We start from the raw sequence: 18,995 nt of genomic DNA, 5'->3' as shown, positions 1-18,995 counted from the left end.
ATCGGACCCGTTATGGCATCCCACCCCCGATCTGATGTGCGCGACAGCACTACCATCGCGCGTCCCGGCGTATATAAGGGCGAGACAAGGGGCCTGCAAGCACCGTAGAACGCAGGTTTTCGGGAATTTGATGTCTTTTTTGGCAATGAATTGGAAAGGTTTGGGGTTTCCGGAATGACGCGGGTGATTTTGCGAGAGTTCGAAATCAGAAAAGGCTATCTTGATCCCGCCGCTCAGACACAGGTGATCGCAGCCCTGCGACCGATTCTGAAAGCTGCGCCCTTGTTTCGACCCGTCACGCCGTCGGGTAAAGAGATGTCGGTGCGAATGACCTCGGCCGGGGATCTGGGATGGGTGACCGACAAGGCGGGCTATCGCTATCAGGGCGAGCATCCGAAAGGCGGGGTCTGGCCTGAAATTCCCCTCGCCATTCTTGATATCTGGCGTGACCTGGTCGGCACCGAGCGCGCACCGGATTGCTGTTTGATCAACTACTATGGGGAAGGCGCCAAAATGGGCCTGCATCAGGACAAGGACGAAGCAGATTTTTCCTGGCCGGTTCTGTCGGTTTCCTTAGGCGATGACGCCCTGTTCCGGATCGGCAATACGACCCGCGGCGGCAAAAGCGAGTCGATCTGGCTGGGCTCGGGCGACGTGGTGATCATGGGCGGCCCGGCACGGCTGGCCTATCACGGGGTCGATCGGATCAGATACGGGTCATCCCGGCTGTTGCCAAAAGGCGGACGGATCAACTTGACGCTGCGGGTCGCACGTTAGCGCCGCGCGTTCCAGCTCTGTGAAACATGCTGGCGTGTAAAAAACTCACCCATCAGTCCGATCATCAGCAAGGCGATTCCAACCCACAATGCGTACTCCCAGCTTGTGTTTCGCGGAAAATAGTTTCGGAAAATGAAGCCCCGACACTGGTCGATAATATGAAACAACGGGTTCCAGGCGAACATCATCAGCAATCCGCCTCCCAGTGTGTTTGCAACGAACATCTTTCCCGAAAACACCATGTTCAGGCGACGATAGATACTGGTGAGCATTCCCACGGTTGTCGGAAACCAGGGTTTCATCGCCATGAACACCAAGCCCACGGCGCATCCGGTAAACCAGGCCAATATCAGCATCGCGAATGCACCGCCGGGATCCTGCACCTCGATCGGGGCGACCGCGACGCTGTAGATGAACAGGATCACAAACATGGCCAGCAATTGCTTGTAAAGAATACCGAGCGCCGCAGACAGGATCGTCACCATCACATTCATAGGTGAATGGAGCATCATCGGATTGTTCGCGGACCCCACCCCTGAAATCGCACCTATTGACTGGATATGCAGCATGAAGGGGAACACGCCGGACAGAACATACAGCAGAAATTCGCCCCTGATCTTTGGAATTCCGCCCCGGCCCATCAGTGACATGAGCAGGTAGAAAGTGGTTCCCATCACCACAAGTTGCAGGACATTGATCAGGATGGCGACGATCGCATTCGGATGTTGCGAGCGCACCTTTCGTACGGTGGCATGGAACACCAGCTCAGCCGTCGTGAAAGCGCTGCCCAGCAGCGTTTGGTTACGCTTGAAATAGAACATTCAAAGGGTCTTTTCTGCTTCGTCGCCTCTAAACTGGCATGAATATCTTGCCGTTCCGTAACCGCCGCATCATAAGTCGATCGCGAGCTTGGATCAACAAACCACAGGAACGGAGCTTTTTTGTGACCTACGACGCGCTTATTCCCGTCATCCGGCGACTGGCTCTGGAGGCAGGCGACAAGATCATGGAAATCTACGAGGCGGATGATTTCGATGTCAAAGTCAAATCCGACTCCAGCCCTGTGACCGAGGCAGACGAAGCCGCTGACGCATTGATTTCGGCCGGGTTGCGTGCGGCATTCACCGATACTCTTCTGGTCACCGAAGAACAGGCCGCTTCGCACTCTGAAAAAGGCGACACTTTTCTCATTGTTGACCCGCTGGACGGCACCAAGGAGTTCATCAACCGTCGCGGTGATTTTACCGTCAACATCGCACTTGTCGAAAACGGAGTGCCGACCCGGGGTGTCGTCTATGCCCCGGCGCGGGGTCGTATGTTCTTAACGCTGGCTGATGGCCGTGCGGTCGAGGAAACAGGTGCTTTCGACAAAAACGTAACAGGTCCTTTGACGCCCATATCAGTCTCTGAACCGGACAATTCAGGGCTGCTGGTTGTGGCGTCGAAGTCCCACAGGGATCAGGCCACCGAGGACTACATCAACAAATATCATGTGAAGGACAGCAAAAGCGCGGGTTCGTCACTCAAGTTCTGTCTGGTTGCCACGGGCGAAGCGGATATTTACCCGCGCGTCGGACGCACGATGGAATGGGATACGGCAGCGGGCCATGCAGTACTGGCCGGAGCCGGTGGCCGGGTTGTGCGTTTTGACGACCATACTCCGTTGGTTTATGGCAAAGATGGCTATGCAAATCCGTTCTTTATTGCCTACGCTCCGGGTGTTGAACTGAAGGAAGCCTGATGTCTGTTCTGATTGCCATCCCCGCCCGCTACGCCTCGACCCGCTATCCCGGCAAACCTCTGGTTCCTCTGACCGGCGCGAAGGGCGATTCCATGACATTGATCGAACGGTCCTGGCGTGCAGCCAAGTCGGTCTCTGGTGTCGATCGCGTAGTTGTTGCGACGGATGACGACCGAATTCGTGAAGTGTCCGAGGGCTTTGGGGCCGAGGTCGTGATGACCTCGGAAAGCTGTCAAAACGGCACCGAACGATGCGCCGAAGCGCATGAGGTTCTGGGCGGCGGGTATGAAATCATCGTCAACCTGCAAGGAGACGCTCCGCTGACACCGCATTGGTTTGTCGAAGATCTGGTGTCCAGCCTGCGCGCGGCCCCGGATGCCGGTGTTGCGACCCCTGTTTTGCGCTGCGATGGTAATGCGTTGAACAGTCTTCTTAACGACCGCAAGCATGACCGTGTGGGTGGCACGACGGCAGTATTCGGACGCGATCACAGTGCGATGTACTTCTCGAAAGAGGTCGTGCCCTTTACGTCCCAGACATACACCGGCGATGAAGCGACACCCGTTTTTCACCATGTCGGCGTTTACGCCTATCGGCCCGATGCACTGGCGGCGTATCCAGGTTGGCCAATCGGCCCTCTGGAACAGCTGGAAGGCCTGGAACAGCTCAGGTTCATGGAAAACGGGCGCAAGGTTCTGTGCGTCGAGGTCGAGGCAAGGGGCCGTCAGTTCTGGGAACTGAACAACCCGCAGGACGTGCCCAGAATCGAAGAGATGATGGCAGCCATGGGGCTGGAGTGACGTCTTTTCCCCATGACTCTGGCGGCGCCCTTGCCGAAACTGTTCCTCAAACAACCCCGATGGATATGCCATGAAGACAATTCTTGTCACCGGTGGTGCCGGGTACATCGGCTCACATGCCTGCAAGGCGCTTGCGCAGGCAGGTTATCTTCCTGTGACCTACGACAATCTGATCACGGGTTGGCAGGATGCGGTACAGTTTGGCCCTTTTGAACAGGGCGACCTTTTGGATCGGGACCGCCTGGATGAGGTTTTCGCGAAACACAAACCAGATGCAGTGATGCATTTTGCGGCGCTCAGCCAGGTTGGCGATGCCATGCGTCAACCCGGACTGTATTGGTCGAACAATGTCACAGGCTCGCTGACGCTTATTGAAGCAGCGGTTGCAGCCGGGTGTCTGGATTTCGTGTTTTCGTCCACATGTGCCACATATGGTGAGCATGACAATGTGGTACTCGATGAATCCACGGCGCAGTATCCCCTGAACGCCTACGGAGCATCGAAACGCGCGATCGAAGATATCCTCAAAGATTTCGAGGCGGCTCATGGGCTGCGCCATGTCATCTTCCGCTATTTCAACGTTGCAGGCGCTGATCCTGAAGGGGATGTGGGCGAGTTTCACCGACCCGAAACCCATCTGATTCCGCTGATGTTGGACGCGATTGACGGCAAGCGGGAAGGTCTTACCGTCTTTGGGACGGATTACGACACGCCCGACGGCACATGTATCCGCGACTATGTACATGTTTGTGACCTGGTAGATGCACATATTCTGGGGCTAGGCTGGTTGGAACAGAGCAAAGACAGCCGAGCCTTCAATCTGGGCACCGGGTCCGGGTTTTCCGTCCTTGAGGTGATCGAGCAATCCAAGTCCGTCACCAACCGTTCCGTGCCGTATACTGTGGGCCCTCGACGGGCAGGAGATTGCACCAAGCTGGTATCCGGCTCTGTGCGGGCTGAAAACGAACTGGGATGGAAGCCCAAAAGATCTACGTTAGAGACGATGGTCTCAGATGCTTGGCGCTGGCACCAGAACGGCCACTACGAGAAATGAGGACCCGGTGACATCCAGCACTGCTTTGACACTTCCCCGGATCGGATGGGCACGGCAGTACAGGTTGCGCTGGAAACGCCGGCGGCTGCTCTGGAGGTCGCTGCGCAGCCGACATCAATTGACCTGCCAGAAGGATCGGACGGCCGAGATCAAGGGCGGTGACGTGTTGGCTTTTGTCACCCTACGCAATGAAATCATCCGCCTGCCGTGGTTCTTTCGTCACTATCGCGCTTTGGGTGTTGATCATTTTCTGATCGTCGACAACGGCAGTGACGATGGATCGTCCGAGTATCTGCAGGATCAACCGGATGTCTCTGTGTGGAAAACCCATACCAGCTATCGTGGATCGCGGTTTGGCCTAGACTGGTTAACCTGGTTGCAGATGCGGTATGGCCACCGCCACTGGTGCCTTATGGTGGATGCGGATGAACTGCTGGTCTATGCCCAATGCGACACCCGGTCCCTGCATGACCTGACTGCTTGGCTGGACCGGCGCGGGCAGATCGGGTTCGGGGCGCTGATGCTGGACCTCTATCCCCAGGGTCCTTTGGGCGATAAGGCTTATGACCCGGGCACTGACCCCACAAATCTGCTGTGCTGGTTCGATTCAGGACCGTATCGTACGCAACGGCAAAGCCCGATGGGCAATCTTTGGGTGCAGGGCGGCGCGCGGGAACGGATGTTCTTTACGCAGACACGACAAAGATCCCCAACGCTGAACAAGATCCCGCTGATGCGCTGGTCGCGGCGCTATGCTTATGTGAACTCATGTCATTCCGCCCTGCCGCGCCATCTGAACGAAACCTATGATGGGCCGGGCGGTGATTCCCCGTCGGGCGTGTTGCTGCACACGAAGTTCCTGCCGGACGTTATCGAGAAATCCGATACCGAAAAGCAGCGACGCCAGCATTTTCATGATCCGGACCAATTCGGGCCATACTACGATGGAATAATCAACCAGCCGGATATGTGGACCTCGCAATCGGTGCGCTTCACCGGATGGAGCCAGCTGGAACAGTTGGGCCTGATGAGTGGCGGAGGCTGGGATTGAAAACGAAAACAAGGGCATCAACCGCACGTTTACAATTTACGGGTTTTAAAGTCGTTGCCTCTGAAGATGCAAAAGTGGCATAAACCTGCAACGCCATGTCGTGTTAACGGTCGCGACGGGTTTGGGGAAAGCTCGCGTCATAAAAAGGTTGGGCAGACACGTGAGCCTGTTTGAGTCTTACAAGATGAGGTTGCGGCGCAAGCGCCGTATTCTGCGTTGCCTCAAACGTCGCCGCGAACTCAGGCCGGTCAGCAACAACACACAAGCAATCCGCCGTGATGATATCCTGTTGATGAGCGTTGTTCGGAACGAGAAAATTCGCCTGCCCTTCTTCCTCGAATACTATCGCAAACTGGGCATCAATCATTTTTTGTTTGTCGACAACGACAGCGATGATGGCAGTTTTGAGTTTTTGAAAGAACAGGCCGATGTTTCGGTCTGGCGGACGACAACCAGTTACAAACGCGCAAGCTATGGTCTGGACTGGTCAAACTATCTGCTGCACAGATATGCGCATGGACATTGGGTGCTGAGCGTCGATCCGGATGAATTCTTCATCTATCCGTTCTGCGACACTCGCCCGATCCGTGCTTTGACCGACTGGCTGGATGGCAGTGCCGTACGCAGTTTTGGCGCGATGCTGATCGACATGTACCCTGAGGGGGCGGTGGACGCCGAACCTTATGCCGAAGGTCAGAACCCGTTCGAAATTGCGCGTTGGTTCGATCCCGGCAACTATATGATTACCAAGAACCCCGAATACAAAAATCTTTGGATACAAGGGGGTCCACGGGCGCGTGTGTTCTTTCGGGACAACCCCTCCAAGGCACCGGCGCTGAACAAGATTCCGCTGGTAAAATGGGACCGGCGCTATGTTTATGTCAGCTCGACCCATTCGCTTTTGCCGCGCGGGCTCAATCAGGTTTATGACGAATGGGGCGGCGAGAAGGCCAGCGGGTCGCTGCTTCATGCCAAGTTGATCAATATTCTTGGCGACAAAGCCCGCGAAGAACTGGAACGTGGCCAGCATTACCGCGGCTCCGGCGAATACAGGGCCTATGCGACACAGCTTGAGGACAAGCCCGTTTTCTGGTGCGAGTGGTCCGAGGCCTATATCAACTGGCGGCAGCTTGAGATCCTTGGCCTCATGTCGAAAGGAAACTGGGCATGAGCGGTCTGGGTATTGTCATGTTGGTTCATACCTCGCTGGACCGTGCCGAACAGGTCGCACGCCACTGGACGACAGCAGGATGCCCGGTGGTCATCCACGTGGATCGCAAGGTGTCAGACGATGTCTATTCCCGATTTGTAGCGTCCTGTTCCAACAATCCCGTGATCGTGTTTTCAGATCGATATCGGTGTGACTGGGGTGGCTGGGGCATTGTTGCCGCCTCGCAAAGCGCCTCCGAGTTGATGTTGGAGCAATTCCCTGAAGTTCGCCATGTGTTTCTGGCCTCGGGGGCCTGCTTGCCCTTGCGACCGGTCGAGGAACTGATCGATTACCTGTCAGACAGGCCACGCGTCGATTTCATCGAAAGCGCGACCACGTCTGATGTCAGCTGGACCATCGGCGGGCTGGATCATGAACGGTTCACCCTGCGGTTTCCGTTTTCGTGGCGCAAGCATCGCAAATTATTCGACGCATATGTAAAACTTCAGCGCGCCGCAGGATTTCGCAGGCAAATCCCCGACGGCCTGGTTCCGCATATGGGCAGTCAGTGGTGGTGCCTGACCCGTCAAACGCTGTCCGCAATCCTTCAGGACCCCAGACGCAAGCTATATGACAAGTACTTCCGCCATGTCTGGATTCCAGATGAAAGCTATTTTCAAACGCTGGCGCGGTTGTATTCCACGCATATAGAAAGCCGGTCTCTGACCCTGTCCAAATTCGATTATCAGGGCCGTCCACACATCTTCTATGACGATCATCTGCAATTGCTGCGCCGATCAGATTGTTTTGTGGCCCGAAAAATCTGGCCTCGCGCGGAACGGTTGTACCAGGCATTCCTGACAGATCAGACCGGAGCAATGAAACCGGCGGAACCCAATCCGGGCAAGATCGACCGTGTATTCTCCAAAGCTGTGGAGCGGCGAACTCGTGGACGCGACGGGCTGTACATGCAAAGCCGGTTTCCCCGGCATGGCAGTGAAAACGGTCTGACATCGTCACAGTATTCCGTATTTCAAGGCTTTTCAGAACTGTTCGAGGATTTTGAACCATGGCTGGCCGCGACCACGGGAACCAGAGTCCACGGGCATCTTTTCGGGCCGGGGCGCGTCGGTTTTTCGCAAGAGGAAGCTATAACAAATGGGGCTCTCAGCGACAGTGCAGCGCTGCGGGACTACAACCCAACCGCCTTTTTGTCGAACCTGATCTGGAATACGCGGGGCGAGCGCCAGTGTTTCCAGTTCAGCCCGCGGGACACCCAGGAGATCAACTGGTTTCTGGCGCGGGACAAAAACGCTCAGATTTCGGTCATCACTGGCGCGTGGGCAATTCCACTGTTCCGATCCAATATGAATTTCTCGGAAATCCGGTGTGAGGCGGCGCGCCTGCAACGAATTGAAACCAAGCAGCTTGAGGTGCTGACATCGGTCTGGACCAAAGCGCGGATGCGCAGTTGGACGCTGGCAGATTTCATTGAATCTCCGATGGATGCATTGCAGGCAGTGCTTGAAGAAATAGGCGTGCAACCGACCAGCCACCTGACCGAAGTGCCAACCATGGTCGATCTGTCCGGATTCGGGAAGTTCCTGCAAAACCTCAAGAATCAGGGAATGCACCCTTATCTGATGGGCGACTTCCCGGCGGACGACGTATTCGGCCGTCAGGCAAAACCCTACCGAAAACCATATCTGGTGCAGTGATTGCCCATGTCAGCCAGTTTTGACTACTTCGTGATTTTGGCCGCTATGCGAACAGGTTCGAACCTGCTCGAAGCCAACCTGAATGCGATGGATGGGATTACCTGTCACGGAGAGGCATTCAACCCGCATTTCGTCGGCAGCCTGAAATCCGACCACCTGCTCGGCCTGTCGCTGGAAGACCGGGATGCGGATCCGATGCGAATGCTCAAAGCCATCCGATCAGCGCCGGGCGACATCAATGGCTTTCGTTATTTCAAAGACCATGACCCACGTATCCTGAAACCCATGCTGAACGACCCGTGCTGTGCCAAGATCCTTCTGACCCGCAATCCATTGGACAGCTATCTGTCGCTGAAAATCGCGCGGAAAACGCAGCAGTGGCTGCTGAAGAATGTCAAACGTCGCGTCGACGCGCAGGTTGTCTTCGACGCCGACGAGTTTTCGGATTATCTGAACCAGGTGCAAGGCCATCGGCTTATGGTGCAACGGCACTTGCAAAAAACAGGCCAAACAGGGTTCTTCATTAACTATGACGACCTGACCGAGCTGGAGGTCATAAACGGGCTGGCTGCATGGTTGGGCGTTGAGGCGCGGCTGACCAGGCTGGATGATTCCCTGAAGCCACAAAACCCGTCACCGGCTTTGTCCAAGGTCACCAATCCTGAAGAGATGAAGCAAGCCCTGTGCGACCAGGATCGGTTCGGATTGCATCGGTCAACAAGCTTTGAACCGCAGCGCGGGGCGGCTGTGCCGCTTTACGTTGCCGCCGCCCGGTCTCCATTGATGTATTTGCCTATTCGCGGTGGAATAGAGCCTGTTATTGAGCAGTGGCTGGCTGATCTGGACGGATGCCCGAAGGACAAACTGATCTCGGACCAGAACCGTAAACAGGTCCGTTCCTGGAAGCAGAACCATCCCGGTCATCGGCAATTCACGGTTCTGCGGCACCCTCTGGCCCGGGCACATACGGTGTTTTGTCAACACATTCTGAGTACGGGGCCAGGCAGCTACAAGATGGTGCGGAACTATCTTCGTAACCGGCTCAAACTGCCAATCCCGGGGCAAGTACGGGACACCAATTATTCTGTCGAACAACACCGTGAAGCATTTTCGGGGTTTCTGGGCTTTTTGCGCCTTAACCTGAACGGGCAGACGCCGATCCGCGTAGACGGTACGTGGTGCAGCCAGTCCAGAACACTGGAGGGAATCGCATCCTTCACCATGCCGGATCTGATTCTGAGAGAAGAGGACCTGATGACGGCTTTGCCGGATCTGGCACGCAACCTAGGGCATTCAGATCCGCCTCCACCAGGTCACTGCGCGCCGGATGAACCATACGCTCTGGACCAGATCTACGACGAAAACCTCGAGGCGCAGGCAGTTGCAGCGTACCAGCGCGACTATGAAACCTTCGGGTTCAGTGACTGGGTGCCGAAAACAGCCTAAGGACGCAGGGTGATCAGCGTGCCTTTGTTAACCATCGAATAGATCTCTTCGATTTCGTCATTCTTGACCGCGATGCATCCTGCCGTCCAATCCCGCGTCTTTTTTGCGCGTTTCCGCTCTGAGCGCAGATTGGGTTCTCCGTGGATGAATATATCTCCACCCGGATCAACGCCCGCGGCCTTGGCTTTGGCGACATCCTGCGAGTTGGGATAGGATATGCCTATGGACAGATGATATCGGCTTCTGGGGTTGCGACGGTCGATCAGATAGGTGCCCTCGGGCGTCCGGCCGTCGCCGCGCTGGTTCTTTGTTCCATTCGGCGCAAACCCCAATTCGACATCATATTCCTTGAGGATTCTTTCGTGGTGCAACAAGTAAAGCTTACGCGTGCTCTTGTTGACCACTAAAGATGTCACCTCGGGTCCGCTATAAGTCAGAAATCTTGGGCTGCCAGAGGCACAAGCCGAAAGGCTCAGCGTTGCCAACGCCCCCAATCCGAATACTCGACGATCCATGTTTCACTGCCTGCTCTGCTTTTTTTTGATCATTATGCCAAAAAAGGAAAAAACTGAAATCACTTTTTGATGTTCGACTGCTCGGCCAGTCGACGTTCAATGCTTTCCAGCCGTTCCAGAACCTCATCTCGATAGGCGTCGGTTTTAACTTCATCCTCGGCGTGGTGGGCATCCTGCATCGAATTTACGATCAGACCCACCAAGAGGTTCACCACGGCAAATGTGGTGACCATGATGAATGGAACAAAGAAGACCCAGGCATAGGGATAGATCTCCATCACCGGGCGCACGATGCCCATCGACCAGCTTTCCAATGTCATGATCTGGAATAGCGTATAAGCAGACAGGCCCAGATCGCCGAACCAACCCGGGAACGATGTCGAGAACAACTTGGTCGAGATAACCGCCCCGATATAGAACAGAATTGCCATCAGCAGAAACACGCTGGCCATTCCGGGAAGGGCAGAGATGAACCCCTCGACCACGCGACGCAGGCGAGGCGCGACGGAAATCACGCGCAACACCCGCAAAATTCGCAAGGCACGCAACACCGACAGACCTCCGGCGCTGGGAACCAGGGCGATGCCTACGATCAGAAAATCGAAAATGTTCCAGCCATTGGTAAAGAACCTGCGCCCGGTGGCGATCAGCTTCATGGTAATTTCGACCACGAAGATCGTCAGGCAAAGTCTATCCAGCGCGACGATCAGCGGACCTGCTAACTCCATCAGGGTTGGCGATGTCTCCATCCCCAAAAGAATGGCATTAAAGATTATGACAGCAGTAATGAAGCGACCGAATACCGGCGCTTCGATAATGTTCAGCAAACGCTGTTTAAACCCCATGAGTCGCATTCCCCTGCCTGATCAAGTTGCGGCGCTCAGGACAAACCGCGCAGCGAGTTCCGTATGTGAAGACCATCGAAATTGGTCAACGACCTGTACCCATTCAAGTGTGTAACCCGCGTTAACCAGCGTTTTCGCATCGCGCGCAAAGGTGACAGGACTGCACGATACATAGGCAATCACCAGGCGTTGCGACTGTGCAATCTCATCTACCTGCGCTTCGGCACCGGCGCGGGGCGGGTCCAGCACTATCGCGTCGAAAGATTTCAGCTCGTCCGGCATCAGCGGGCGGCGGAACAGGTCGCGGACCTCGGTCGTTACACGTTTCAACCCTTGTGTCCGGCGCCAGCCCTGATCGAGTGCCTGAATCATAGCAGCTTCGCCTTCAACCGCGTGAACTTCGGCGTTTTCCGCCAATGGCAGTGAGAACGTTCCGCTGCCCGAAAACAGGTCAACGATACGCTTCGCACCTTGTGTTGCTTCGAAAACCGCCTGTAATAGAGCCTGTTCGCCATCCTTTGTTGCCTGCAAAAAACCTCCGGGAGGCGGCGTGACGCTGGCTGTCCCAAAACGCTGAACCGGCGCATGCCGCATGGCAATAACCTCACCATCCCAGCTGAGCCGGGCCAGACCATGCTTCTCAGTCGCCTGCGCCAACGCCAGTTCCAAGGGGCCGTCCAGAGGTTTGCCGCCTTTGACGGCCACGTCCAGACCACCTTCGGACAGTGTGAGCGTGACGGCCAAAGCGCCCTTGCGGCTTCCTCCCAGAACAGCCAGCGCCTCGGCCACCGGAATAGCCGCGATCAATTCCGGCTCAAGCAACCGGCAGTCGGGTATCTCTGTGATCGTGCCCGATGCACGACCGTGAAACCCCGCCAACGTGCCCTTCTTCGTGCGCCTTACGGCAATCGTAGCGCGCCGCCGCGACTGTTCGGGCGATGTGTGTATTGGGCGCAGTGGCGCTTCGAGACCTTGCGCCGTCAGCGCGTTGTTGACGATTTGCAGCTTCCAATCGGTCACAAATACATCAGATGCGTGCTGCAACTGGCAGCCACCGCACGCTTTGTAGTGGCGGCAAGGAGCTTTGACACGATGTTCGGACGGTGTGTCGACCCGGATATCGGTCAATTGCTGGCCAACAAGGGTGCCGCTGACGATTTCGCCCGGAAGGGTGCGTGGGGCGTAGATGGGGCCATCGGCAATGCCATCGCCCTGATGTCCAAGCCGTGTGATTTTGAATTGCTGCGTCATGGGAGGCCTGATAGCCGGGCTTTCACAGCAACAAAACCCTTATTCCGCAGCTTCTGCCTGAATGAAGCCGCCCGACTGCCGTTGCCAGAACCGTGCATACAGCCCGCCCAGGTCCAGCAACGCCTCATGGGTTCCGGTTTCCACGATCCGTCCCTGATCAAGAACAACGATGCGGTCCATTTCGCTGAGCGTGGACAGACGATGCGCTATGGCCAGCACGGTTTTACCCTGCATCACCCGATGCAGCGCAGTCTGAATCGAAGCTTCAACCTCGGAGTCCAGCGCCGATGTCGCTTCGTCGAGAACCAGAATTGGGGCATCTTTCAGAATGGCCCGCGCCAGAGCGATCCGTTGCCGCTGTCCGCCACTGAGCTTTACGCCACGCTCCCCCAGATGAGCATCATAACCCTTACGACCATAAGCATCTTCAAGACTCAGGATGAAGTCATGCGCTTCGGCCTTCTTTGCGGCCTCGATCATCTCGGCCTCTGACGCGTCCGGCCGACCATACAAAATATTCTCACGAGCGGATCGGTTGAACATCGCCGTTTCCTGCGTGACCATACCGATCTGCCGGCGCAGACTGTCTTGCGTCACCTGCGATACGTCCTGGCCATCGATAAGAATAGCGCCATTTTCCTTGTCATAGAGCCTGAGCAACAGCGAAACGAGCGTGGATTTCCCCGCCCCCGAGGCACCGACGATGCCCAATTTTTCACTCGGATCGATGGTCAGGGTCAAATCCATGACCCCACCGATATCGCGACCATAGGCAAAGCTGACGCCTTCGAAAGAAATCGATCCTTCGGTCACATCAAGGTCCTTCGCGCCGCGCATATCTTCAACCCGGTCACGCTTGGCCAGCGTTTTCATCCCGTTTTCGATTTCACCGACATTGGCATACAGCCCCATCAACGTGAAACTGACCCAACCGGTCATCTGAGCTATACGGATCGAAACGGCCCCGGCAGCCACGATATCCCCGGCAGTCGCCATGTCGCCCTGCCACAGCCACAAGGTTGCGCCCAGCAGCAAGACGGGCAGGACTCCAGCCAGCGTCATGAGGATGAACCGGAAACTGGCCGACAACTTGCCAAATTCCAGAGATTTTTCACGCAGATCCACCATCGAATCACGCGCGGCCTGATCTTCAAAAGCGGAATGGGCGAAAAGCTTTACAGTCTTGATGTTGGTGATCGTATCAACCACCTGCCCGGACACCATCGCTCGCGCCCCGGCCCGCGCCGCCGACCGCACTCGGATGCGCGGCAAATACCAGCGCACAAGCAGAAAGTAGATCACCAGCCACGCGGCAAAGGGCAACATCACCAAAGGATGTATAGACCCTAACAAAAGCAAAGACCCCACCAGAGACGCCAGGGCAAACACAATCGCGCTGATGGTTTCCGACACGACCGACGCCATGGCGTTCGATGTCTGCATCTGTTTCTGAGCGATCCGGCCAGCAAAGTCGTCATCGAAATACGTCACCGATTGGCCCAGCGTCCAACGGTTCAGCTTGGCCAGCACCAAAGGTGTGATGTTCGGCATGACAATGTAATTGTTCGACAAAGATGACAGGCCAAACAGGATCGGGCGAAGCAACATAAAGAAGGCGACCGCACCGAAGATCATCCACATATTCGCCGGGGTCAGAAAATTCTCGGGCCCGCTTGATATCGCCACATCAATCACACGGCCCAGAATCCACGCTGTCCCCGCCTCCATCGCACCTGCAGTGGCCGAGAAGATTGCCGCAACAAACAACATCGGCCACGCGCCGGACAGGCTCCAGCGAATGAACGCCCCCAAAGTCTGCGGCGGGGGCGTTTCGATGTTCCTGAACGGATAGATGAGGTCGGCAACCCTCATTCAACGGCCTCCGGGTTCATGAAACCACCAGATTGCCGCGCCCAGAATTGGGCGTAAAGGCCACCCTGCGCCAGAAGGTCGGAATGCGTGCCTTCCTCAACGATACGGCCAGCATCCATAACCAGAATCCGATCCATCTGCGCGATGGTACTGAGCCGGTGGGCGATGGCGATCACGGTCTTTCCTTGCATCATGCCGTAGAGGGTTTCCTGAATTGACGCTTCGACCTCGGAATCTAGCGCGGATGTCGCCTCATCCAACAACAAGATCGGCGCATCCTTCAGGATCACCCGCGCCAGCGTCACGCGCTGCCGCTGTCCACCGCTGAGCTTCACCCCCCGTTCGCCGACATGTGCGTCGTACCCGGTCCGACCCTGCGGATCTTGCAAGTCGAGGATAAACTCATGCGCTTCGGCCTGCTTGGCGGCGGCGATCATCTGCGCCTCGGACGCATCCGGCCGGCCATAAAGGATGTTGTCGCGTACAGAGCGGTGCAGCAAGGCGCTGTCTTGTTGAACCATACCGATATGACTGCGCAGGCTGCCCTGGGTAACGTTCGCAATGTTCTGACCATCAATTAAAATCGCACCGCGCTCAACGTCGTAGAACCGCAGCAGCAACTTTACCAAGGTCGATTTGCCAGCGCCGGAGCGACCGATCAGGCCAATCTTTTCACCCGGTTGGATGGTCAGATTGATATGGTCCAAGCCGCCGGCCTCGCGACCATAGTGATGCGAGAGGTCACGGATCTGGATCTCTCCCTTGCCGAGCCGCAAGGGTTTTGCATCAGGTGCGTCGATCAAATCGATGGGCTGGGCAATGGTCTCCATCCCCTCGGCCACGATACCAAGTTGGCGGAAAAAGCTGGTCAGGGCCCACATGATCCATCCGGTCATGGCGTTCAGGCGCAGAGTCAGCGCCGTGGCCGCTGCAACAACTCCGACCGAAGCGCTGCCCTGCATCCACAACGCGATCGCCCAGCCCACAACGCCCACGATCAGCATGCCGTTCAATGTGACCAGAACGGCATCCATGATAGTGAATATTCGCATTTCGATCTGAAATGTCCGGCGGGTTTCCTCGATCGCTTCACGGGCATAGTCCAGCTCTTGCGGGCCATGGGCAAACATTTTGACCGAATGGATGTTCGTATAGCTGTCCACGACCCGTCCCGTGACCGTCGAACGCGCGTCCGATGCCGCCTTTGACGCCGGACCGACACGCTGAACAGTCCATCGCACCAGTGCCGCATAGAACGCAAACCAGATCAACAGCGGGATCAATAATCGCGGATCCGCCGCATACAGCAGGAATGCCGCACCGATCAAATAGGCCAACGAAAAGGAAATCGCGTCAAAAACCTGAAAGACCACTTCTCCGGCCGCAGGCGGTGTCTGCATGATCCGGTTTGCAATCCGCCCGGCAAAGTCGTTTTCGAACCAGCCAACTGATTGACGCAAAACATGTTTGTGCGCACGCCAGCGGATCAATGTGCCAAAGTTTGGCAAGATCGTATTGTTCAGAATTAGTACATCGACCAGATGCAGAAGCGGTCGAAATAGCAACACAAAGGCCGCCATCAAAAGCAATTCCGTTCCGTGGTTTTGCCAGACCTCTGACGGCGTACCGCCCAACATATCCACAACGCGACCCATGTAATAGATCAGTCCGATTTCAACGCCCGCGACGACAATGGAAATCAGCGCCGCCCAGACAAATACCCGAAAGAACGGTCGCGAATAGTCCAGCATGAAGGGCCACAAGCGCGTCGGCGGTATGTCAGCCTCGCGGTAGGCAACAAAAGGGTCAACAAGGTTTTCGAAATAGCGAAACATGGAGAGTGCTCCGATTGAGCAGAAACTAAAGACGTGCGAAGAAAGATGGCGCCTGAACACCACCCTTTACGGGGCAAGTGTCCCGGCTTTAGCCGAACCAGATCCCGTAATACATTCGCATTCCTCCATCCATGTGACTGGCGCACCTAAACACAAAGGATCAATGTTGTCATCCCTTTTTGAGACTTCGTACTAGTGTGCCAGCAACTCCTCGCGAGACAGCGCAAAACCGGATGCGATCCAGCGTTTTTCCAGCTCGGCCAGCTTATTGCCCAGCGCCGGGCCGGTGAAGTTGGGGATTAGATCTCTGGCCTGGACGGGGAAACGTGCTGCTGCCCCGGCGTGCAGATCGCGCCGCAAGTCTTCGGACCAGGGTTGTTCCAGAAAAGCGCAGCGCAAAAGCGTCTCGTGCAAACCACCTTCGTCGCCATAGCGATATCCCAGTTCAGCTATACTGGTTGCGGCCTGTGCCTCTTCGCGCATCCTGATCAGGCGTTGCAACTGCGAACGGCTCAACCGCAATGTGGCGGCATTATCGGGCGTAGCAATCGCAGCCAGGCGACGCACCGGATCGGGATCGGCACCAGCCGCCCGTTCCAGCGCGATCAAAGGGGCCAAAGACCGATCGTCCGCACCCGGTAACACCCGGGCCAAAACACCTGTACTGCGCATGGTCGCAACGGCGGGGGCTGGATCAGGCGATGCCAGCAATTTCAGCAGTTCTGCCCCGACCCTCTCGCGCGACAGCGATTCCAGCCCGTCAAGATTGGCACCGATGGCGGCCAGCGCATCGGGATCAAAACCGGCATCCGGATCCCCATACCAGGCGTGAAAACGAAAGTAACGAAGCGAGCGGAGATAGTCTTCACGTATACGATTCTCGGCTGTTCCGATAAACCGCACCAACCGGGCCTCAAGGTCGGGAAGGCCCCCAAGCGGGTCTAAAACAGTGCCATCGGGCTGTGCGTAAATCGCGTTCATTGTGAAATCACGTCGCGCCGCGTCTTCTTCGACGTGATCGGAAAATGCCACGACAGCGCGACGACCGTCGGTTTCCACGTCACGGCGGAAGGTCGTGACCTCGTGCGGGATACTTGCGCTGACCACTGTGATCGTACCATGCTCGATGCCGGTTGGAATGGCCTTGAGCCCGGAAGCCTGCGCCATTTCGATAACCCGCTCGGGTTTTGCGTCGGTGGCGATGTCGATATCCGAAACCGGCGCGCCAAGCAGCGCGTTGCGCACGCAGCCACCCACAAAAAGCGCCTGAGCCCCGGATGAGGTCAGGGCCGAACAGACTTTTTGGGTCGCTGGCTCACTGATCCAGGGCTCGTCAATCTGCATCATTCATTCACCCGTGCTGCAAGCCCGCGCAATATGCGTGCGGTCGCGCCCCAAATGTAATACGGGCCGTACGGAACTGCGTAGTATCTGCGTCTCTGGCCGCGCCATCGGCGCGACTCAACCAGATAATTCTCAGGATTCAAAAGATGGGCAAGGGGGGTCGAGAAAACTTCGTCCACTTCGCCGGGCTCAGGCACGGGTTGGAACCTGTCCCGCAATACAGCGACCACAGGTGTTACGGTGAACGAGGTCACGGTTTCATGCGTCGGCAGAAACCCGAGGATCTCTGGCATTTCCGGGGGCAGGCCGATCTCTTCCTGAGCTTCCCGCAAAGCCGCTGCTGTAACATCAGCATCGGCTTCGTCCTGTTTGCCACCGGGAAAGGCGATCTGGCCCGGGTGATGCTTCAGCGCGGATGAGCGCTTGGTCAGGATGACCTGCGGTGTATCTTCAGCCAGAGAAATTGCCACCAGAACACCGGCGGGCCGTAACCGGCGCCCGGGCGGCAGAACGGTATCCGGGTTCAGGTCAAAATCGCTGGACCCGTGACCTGGGCGGCGCAGGGCCGCCCGGATCTTTTCAACTGGGTCATTCACCTTTGGTGTCTTCGGCATCGAACCCGACAGTTGCCGGGTCCAACACATAATGAGCCCCGCAGAACTGACAATCCGCGGTGACCTCGCCCTCGGGTGTGGTCATCTTTTCGATATCCTTGGCCGAATAGATTGACAGGCTCTGTCGCACACGATCCTCGGAACAGGTGCAGCCAAATTGCACAGACTGCGCATCATAAACACGCGGCTGTTCCTCGTGAAACAGACGAACCAGAAGGTCGGTCGGCGCAACAGAGGGGCCGATCATTTCCAAGTCCTCGACAGTATCCAGCAGGATGTTGACGCGACCCCAGTTTTCACCTTCTTCGCCGTCGACCAGATCGGTAGCGGTCAGGATTTCACCCGTTCCTTCACCCGACGCTGCAAAGGGCGACGCTTTGGGCATGTGCTGCAGCATGATGCCGCCTGCGCGCCAATGCTCGCCCACGCCCGGCTCGGTCGATCTGCCGAAGCTCAGCGAAAACCGCGTCGGCAGCTGTTCGGACTGCGTAAAATAAGCCTCGGCACATTCACTCAGCGATCCACCGGACAGCGGAGTGATGCCCTGGTACGGCTGTGTGCCCTCACCCTGATCGATCATGATGGCAAAATACCCTTCGCCCACCTGATCGAAAGGCGCGGAATTGGTCAACCGGTCCCGGTCAAAGCTGGCATAAGCCCGAATCTGAGCGGACTGACCCTCTTCCTGCGGCGCATAATAGTCGGTGGCGATCATGCGGACCGCCCCTTTGGACTGCACTTGCAACGACAATTTCCAGCGCAGCGCAACTGTCTGGCCGATCAACGCGGTCAGCAAGGCCATCTCGGCCACCAGCGCCTCGACCTGCTTGGGATAGTCATGCTGTTTCAGGATACCATCCAGCACGCCATCCAGACGGGCCACGCGGCCGCGCATGTCGGATGCATCAAGTTGAAAGGGCAGGACGGTATCGTCCCACGCGATTTTTGTTCCAAGAGACATGGGGTTTCCTTACACGCCACG

At 56.7% G+C, this 18,995-nt stretch carries 17 protein-coding genes; 8 read left to right on the top strand and 9 right to left on the bottom strand.

What is annotated here, in order from left to right; genetic code table 11:
* Window positions 1–174 precede the first annotated feature (174 nt).
* Window positions 175–777: an alpha-ketoglutarate-dependent dioxygenase AlkB family protein gene (locus AC2FFA_RS15360; protein WP_496852293.1), complete on the top strand. Its 603-nt coding sequence runs from the start codon at window positions 175–177 to the stop codon at window positions 775–777.
* Here AC2FFA_RS15360 and AC2FFA_RS15355 read toward each other — a convergent pair.
* A complete protein-coding gene (locus AC2FFA_RS15355) occupies window positions 774–1,598 on the bottom strand; it encodes an ABC transporter permease (RefSeq protein ID WP_496673574.1) in 825 nt (274 codons plus the stop codon). The two genes, AC2FFA_RS15360 and AC2FFA_RS15355, sit on opposite strands and share 4 nt — an antisense overlap.
* A gap of 122 nt (window positions 1,599–1,720) precedes the next feature.
* Here AC2FFA_RS15355 and cysQ point away from each other — a divergent pair, with 122 nt between their 5' ends.
* The 7 genes from cysQ to AC2FFA_RS15320 all read left to right on the top strand — a co-directional run bounded on the left by cysQ (window position 1,721) and on the right by AC2FFA_RS15320 (window position 9,737).
* On the top strand, window positions 1,721–2,518 hold the full coding sequence (gene cysQ, locus AC2FFA_RS15350) for a 3'(2'),5'-bisphosphate nucleotidase CysQ (protein WP_496852291.1): 798 nt from the start codon (window positions 1,721–1,723) through the stop codon (window positions 2,516–2,518).
* Window positions 2,518–3,318 (top strand): 3-deoxy-manno-octulosonate cytidylyltransferase, encoded by an 801-nt coding sequence (locus tag AC2FFA_RS15345; RefSeq protein WP_496852289.1) that lies wholly within the window; start codon window positions 2,518–2,520, stop codon window positions 3,316–3,318. The genes cysQ and AC2FFA_RS15345 overlap by 1 nt, the downstream gene beginning before the upstream one ends.
* A gap of 70 nt (window positions 3,319–3,388) precedes the next feature.
* Entirely contained in the window at window positions 3,389–4,372 is a 984-nt protein-coding gene (galE, locus tag AC2FFA_RS15340; RefSeq protein WP_496852287.1) for a UDP-glucose 4-epimerase GalE, read from the top strand.
* Between the two features lie 7 nt (window positions 4,373–4,379).
* Window positions 4,380–5,423 carry a glycosyltransferase family 2 protein gene (locus AC2FFA_RS15335; RefSeq protein ID WP_496852285.1) on the top strand — a complete coding sequence of 348 codons (1,044 nt, stop codon included), beginning with the start codon at window positions 4,380–4,382 and terminating at the stop codon, window positions 5,421–5,423.
* A 184-nt stretch (window positions 5,424–5,607) separates the two neighbouring features.
* Complete coding sequence (locus tag AC2FFA_RS15330) at window positions 5,608–6,594, top strand: glycosyltransferase family 2 protein (protein WP_496852364.1); 987 nt, start codon at window positions 5,608–5,610, stop codon at window positions 6,592–6,594.
* Window positions 6,591–8,291, top strand: coding sequence for a DUF5927 domain-containing protein (locus tag AC2FFA_RS15325; RefSeq protein WP_496852283.1), 1,701 nt, complete (start codon window positions 6,591–6,593; stop codon window positions 8,289–8,291). Before AC2FFA_RS15330 ends, AC2FFA_RS15325 begins: the two co-directional genes overlap by 4 nt.
* Window positions 8,292–8,297: 6 nt before the next feature.
* On the top strand, window positions 8,298–9,737 hold the full coding sequence (locus tag AC2FFA_RS15320; protein WP_496852282.1) for a nodulation protein NodH: 1,440 nt from the start codon (window positions 8,298–8,300) through the stop codon (window positions 9,735–9,737).
* Here the strand turns inward: AC2FFA_RS15320 and AC2FFA_RS15315 are convergent.
* From AC2FFA_RS15315 to hslO, 8 genes are all read right to left on the bottom strand, one after another.
* A complete protein-coding gene (locus tag AC2FFA_RS15315; RefSeq protein ID WP_117871319.1) occupies window positions 9,734–10,252 on the bottom strand; it encodes a L,D-transpeptidase family protein in 519 nt (172 codons plus the stop codon). The two genes, AC2FFA_RS15320 and AC2FFA_RS15315, sit on opposite strands and share 4 nt — an antisense overlap.
* 59 nt (window positions 10,253–10,311) lie before the next feature.
* On the bottom strand, window positions 10,312–11,097 hold the full coding sequence (locus AC2FFA_RS15310; protein WP_117871317.1) for an ion transporter: 786 nt from the start codon (window positions 11,095–11,097) through the stop codon (window positions 10,312–10,314).
* Window positions 11,098–11,118: 21 nt separating this feature from the next.
* Complete coding sequence (locus AC2FFA_RS15305; protein ID WP_496852279.1) at window positions 11,119–12,348, bottom strand: class I SAM-dependent RNA methyltransferase; 1,230 nt, start codon at window positions 12,346–12,348, stop codon at window positions 11,119–11,121.
* 39 nt (window positions 12,349–12,387) lie between these two features.
* Entirely contained in the window at window positions 12,388–14,220 is a 1,833-nt protein-coding gene (locus AC2FFA_RS15300; protein ID WP_496852277.1) for an ABC transporter ATP-binding protein, read from the bottom strand.
* Window positions 14,217–16,055 (bottom strand): ABC transporter ATP-binding protein, encoded by a 1,839-nt coding sequence (locus AC2FFA_RS15295; protein WP_496852275.1) that lies wholly within the window; start codon window positions 16,053–16,055, stop codon window positions 14,217–14,219. The genes AC2FFA_RS15300 and AC2FFA_RS15295 overlap by 4 nt, the downstream gene beginning before the upstream one ends.
* 192 nt (window positions 16,056–16,247) lie before the next feature.
* Entirely contained in the window at window positions 16,248–17,402 is a 1,155-nt protein-coding gene (locus AC2FFA_RS15290) for a CCA tRNA nucleotidyltransferase (RefSeq protein ID WP_496852273.1), read from the bottom strand.
* Complete coding sequence (locus AC2FFA_RS15285; protein WP_117871307.1) at window positions 17,399–18,013, bottom strand: CoA pyrophosphatase; 615 nt, start codon at window positions 18,011–18,013, stop codon at window positions 17,399–17,401. Before AC2FFA_RS15285 ends, AC2FFA_RS15290 begins: the two co-directional genes overlap by 4 nt.
* A complete protein-coding gene (hslO, locus tag AC2FFA_RS15280; protein WP_496852271.1) occupies window positions 17,988–18,974 on the bottom strand; it encodes an Hsp33 family molecular chaperone HslO in 987 nt (328 codons plus the stop codon). The genes AC2FFA_RS15285 and hslO overlap by 26 nt, the downstream gene beginning before the upstream one ends.
* Between the last annotated feature and the right edge of the window lie 21 nt (window positions 18,975–18,995).

This window comes from Ruegeria sp. YTSB088 (assembly GCF_059609825.1).
Note: the sequence above shows the minus strand (reverse complement) of the source record. Positions and strands in the feature narration are given on the sequence as shown.

Coding starts and splice junctions, on each gene's coding strand:
- galE (WP_496852287.1), top strand. CDS start 3,389: ATGAAGACAATTCTTGTCACCGGTGGTGCCGGGTACATCGGCTCACAT.
- AC2FFA_RS15295 (WP_496852275.1), bottom strand. CDS start 16,055: ATGTTTCGCTATTTCGAAAACCTTGTTGACCCTTTTGTTGCCTACCGC.
- AC2FFA_RS15300 (WP_496852277.1), bottom strand. CDS start 14,220: ATGAGGGTTGCCGACCTCATCTATCCGTTCAGGAACATCGAAACGCCC.
- AC2FFA_RS15315 (WP_117871319.1), bottom strand. CDS start 10,252: ATGGATCGTCGAGTATTCGGATTGGGGGCGTTGGCAACGCTGAGCCTT.
- AC2FFA_RS15360 (WP_496852293.1), top strand. CDS start 175: ATGACGCGGGTGATTTTGCGAGAGTTCGAAATCAGAAAAGGCTATCTT.
- hslO (WP_496852271.1), bottom strand. CDS start 18,974: ATGTCTCTTGGAACAAAAATCGCGTGGGACGATACCGTCCTGCCCTTT.
- AC2FFA_RS15320 (WP_496852282.1), top strand. CDS start 8,298: ATGTCAGCCAGTTTTGACTACTTCGTGATTTTGGCCGCTATGCGAACA.
- AC2FFA_RS15345 (WP_496852289.1), top strand. CDS start 2,518: ATGTCTGTTCTGATTGCCATCCCCGCCCGCTACGCCTCGACCCGCTAT.
- AC2FFA_RS15310 (WP_117871317.1), bottom strand. CDS start 11,097: ATGGGGTTTAAACAGCGTTTGCTGAACATTATCGAAGCGCCGGTATTC.
- AC2FFA_RS15330 (WP_496852364.1), top strand. CDS start 5,608: ATGAGGTTGCGGCGCAAGCGCCGTATTCTGCGTTGCCTCAAACGTCGC.
- AC2FFA_RS15285 (WP_117871307.1), bottom strand. CDS start 18,013: ATGCCGAAGACACCAAAGGTGAATGACCCAGTTGAAAAGATCCGGGCG.
- AC2FFA_RS15325 (WP_496852283.1), top strand. CDS start 6,591: ATGAGCGGTCTGGGTATTGTCATGTTGGTTCATACCTCGCTGGACCGT.
- AC2FFA_RS15290 (WP_496852273.1), bottom strand. CDS start 17,402: ATGATGCAGATTGACGAGCCCTGGATCAGTGAGCCAGCGACCCAAAAA.
- AC2FFA_RS15305 (WP_496852279.1), bottom strand. CDS start 12,348: ATGACGCAGCAATTCAAAATCACACGGCTTGGACATCAGGGCGATGGC.
- AC2FFA_RS15355 (WP_496673574.1), bottom strand. CDS start 1,598: ATGTTCTATTTCAAGCGTAACCAAACGCTGCTGGGCAGCGCTTTCACG.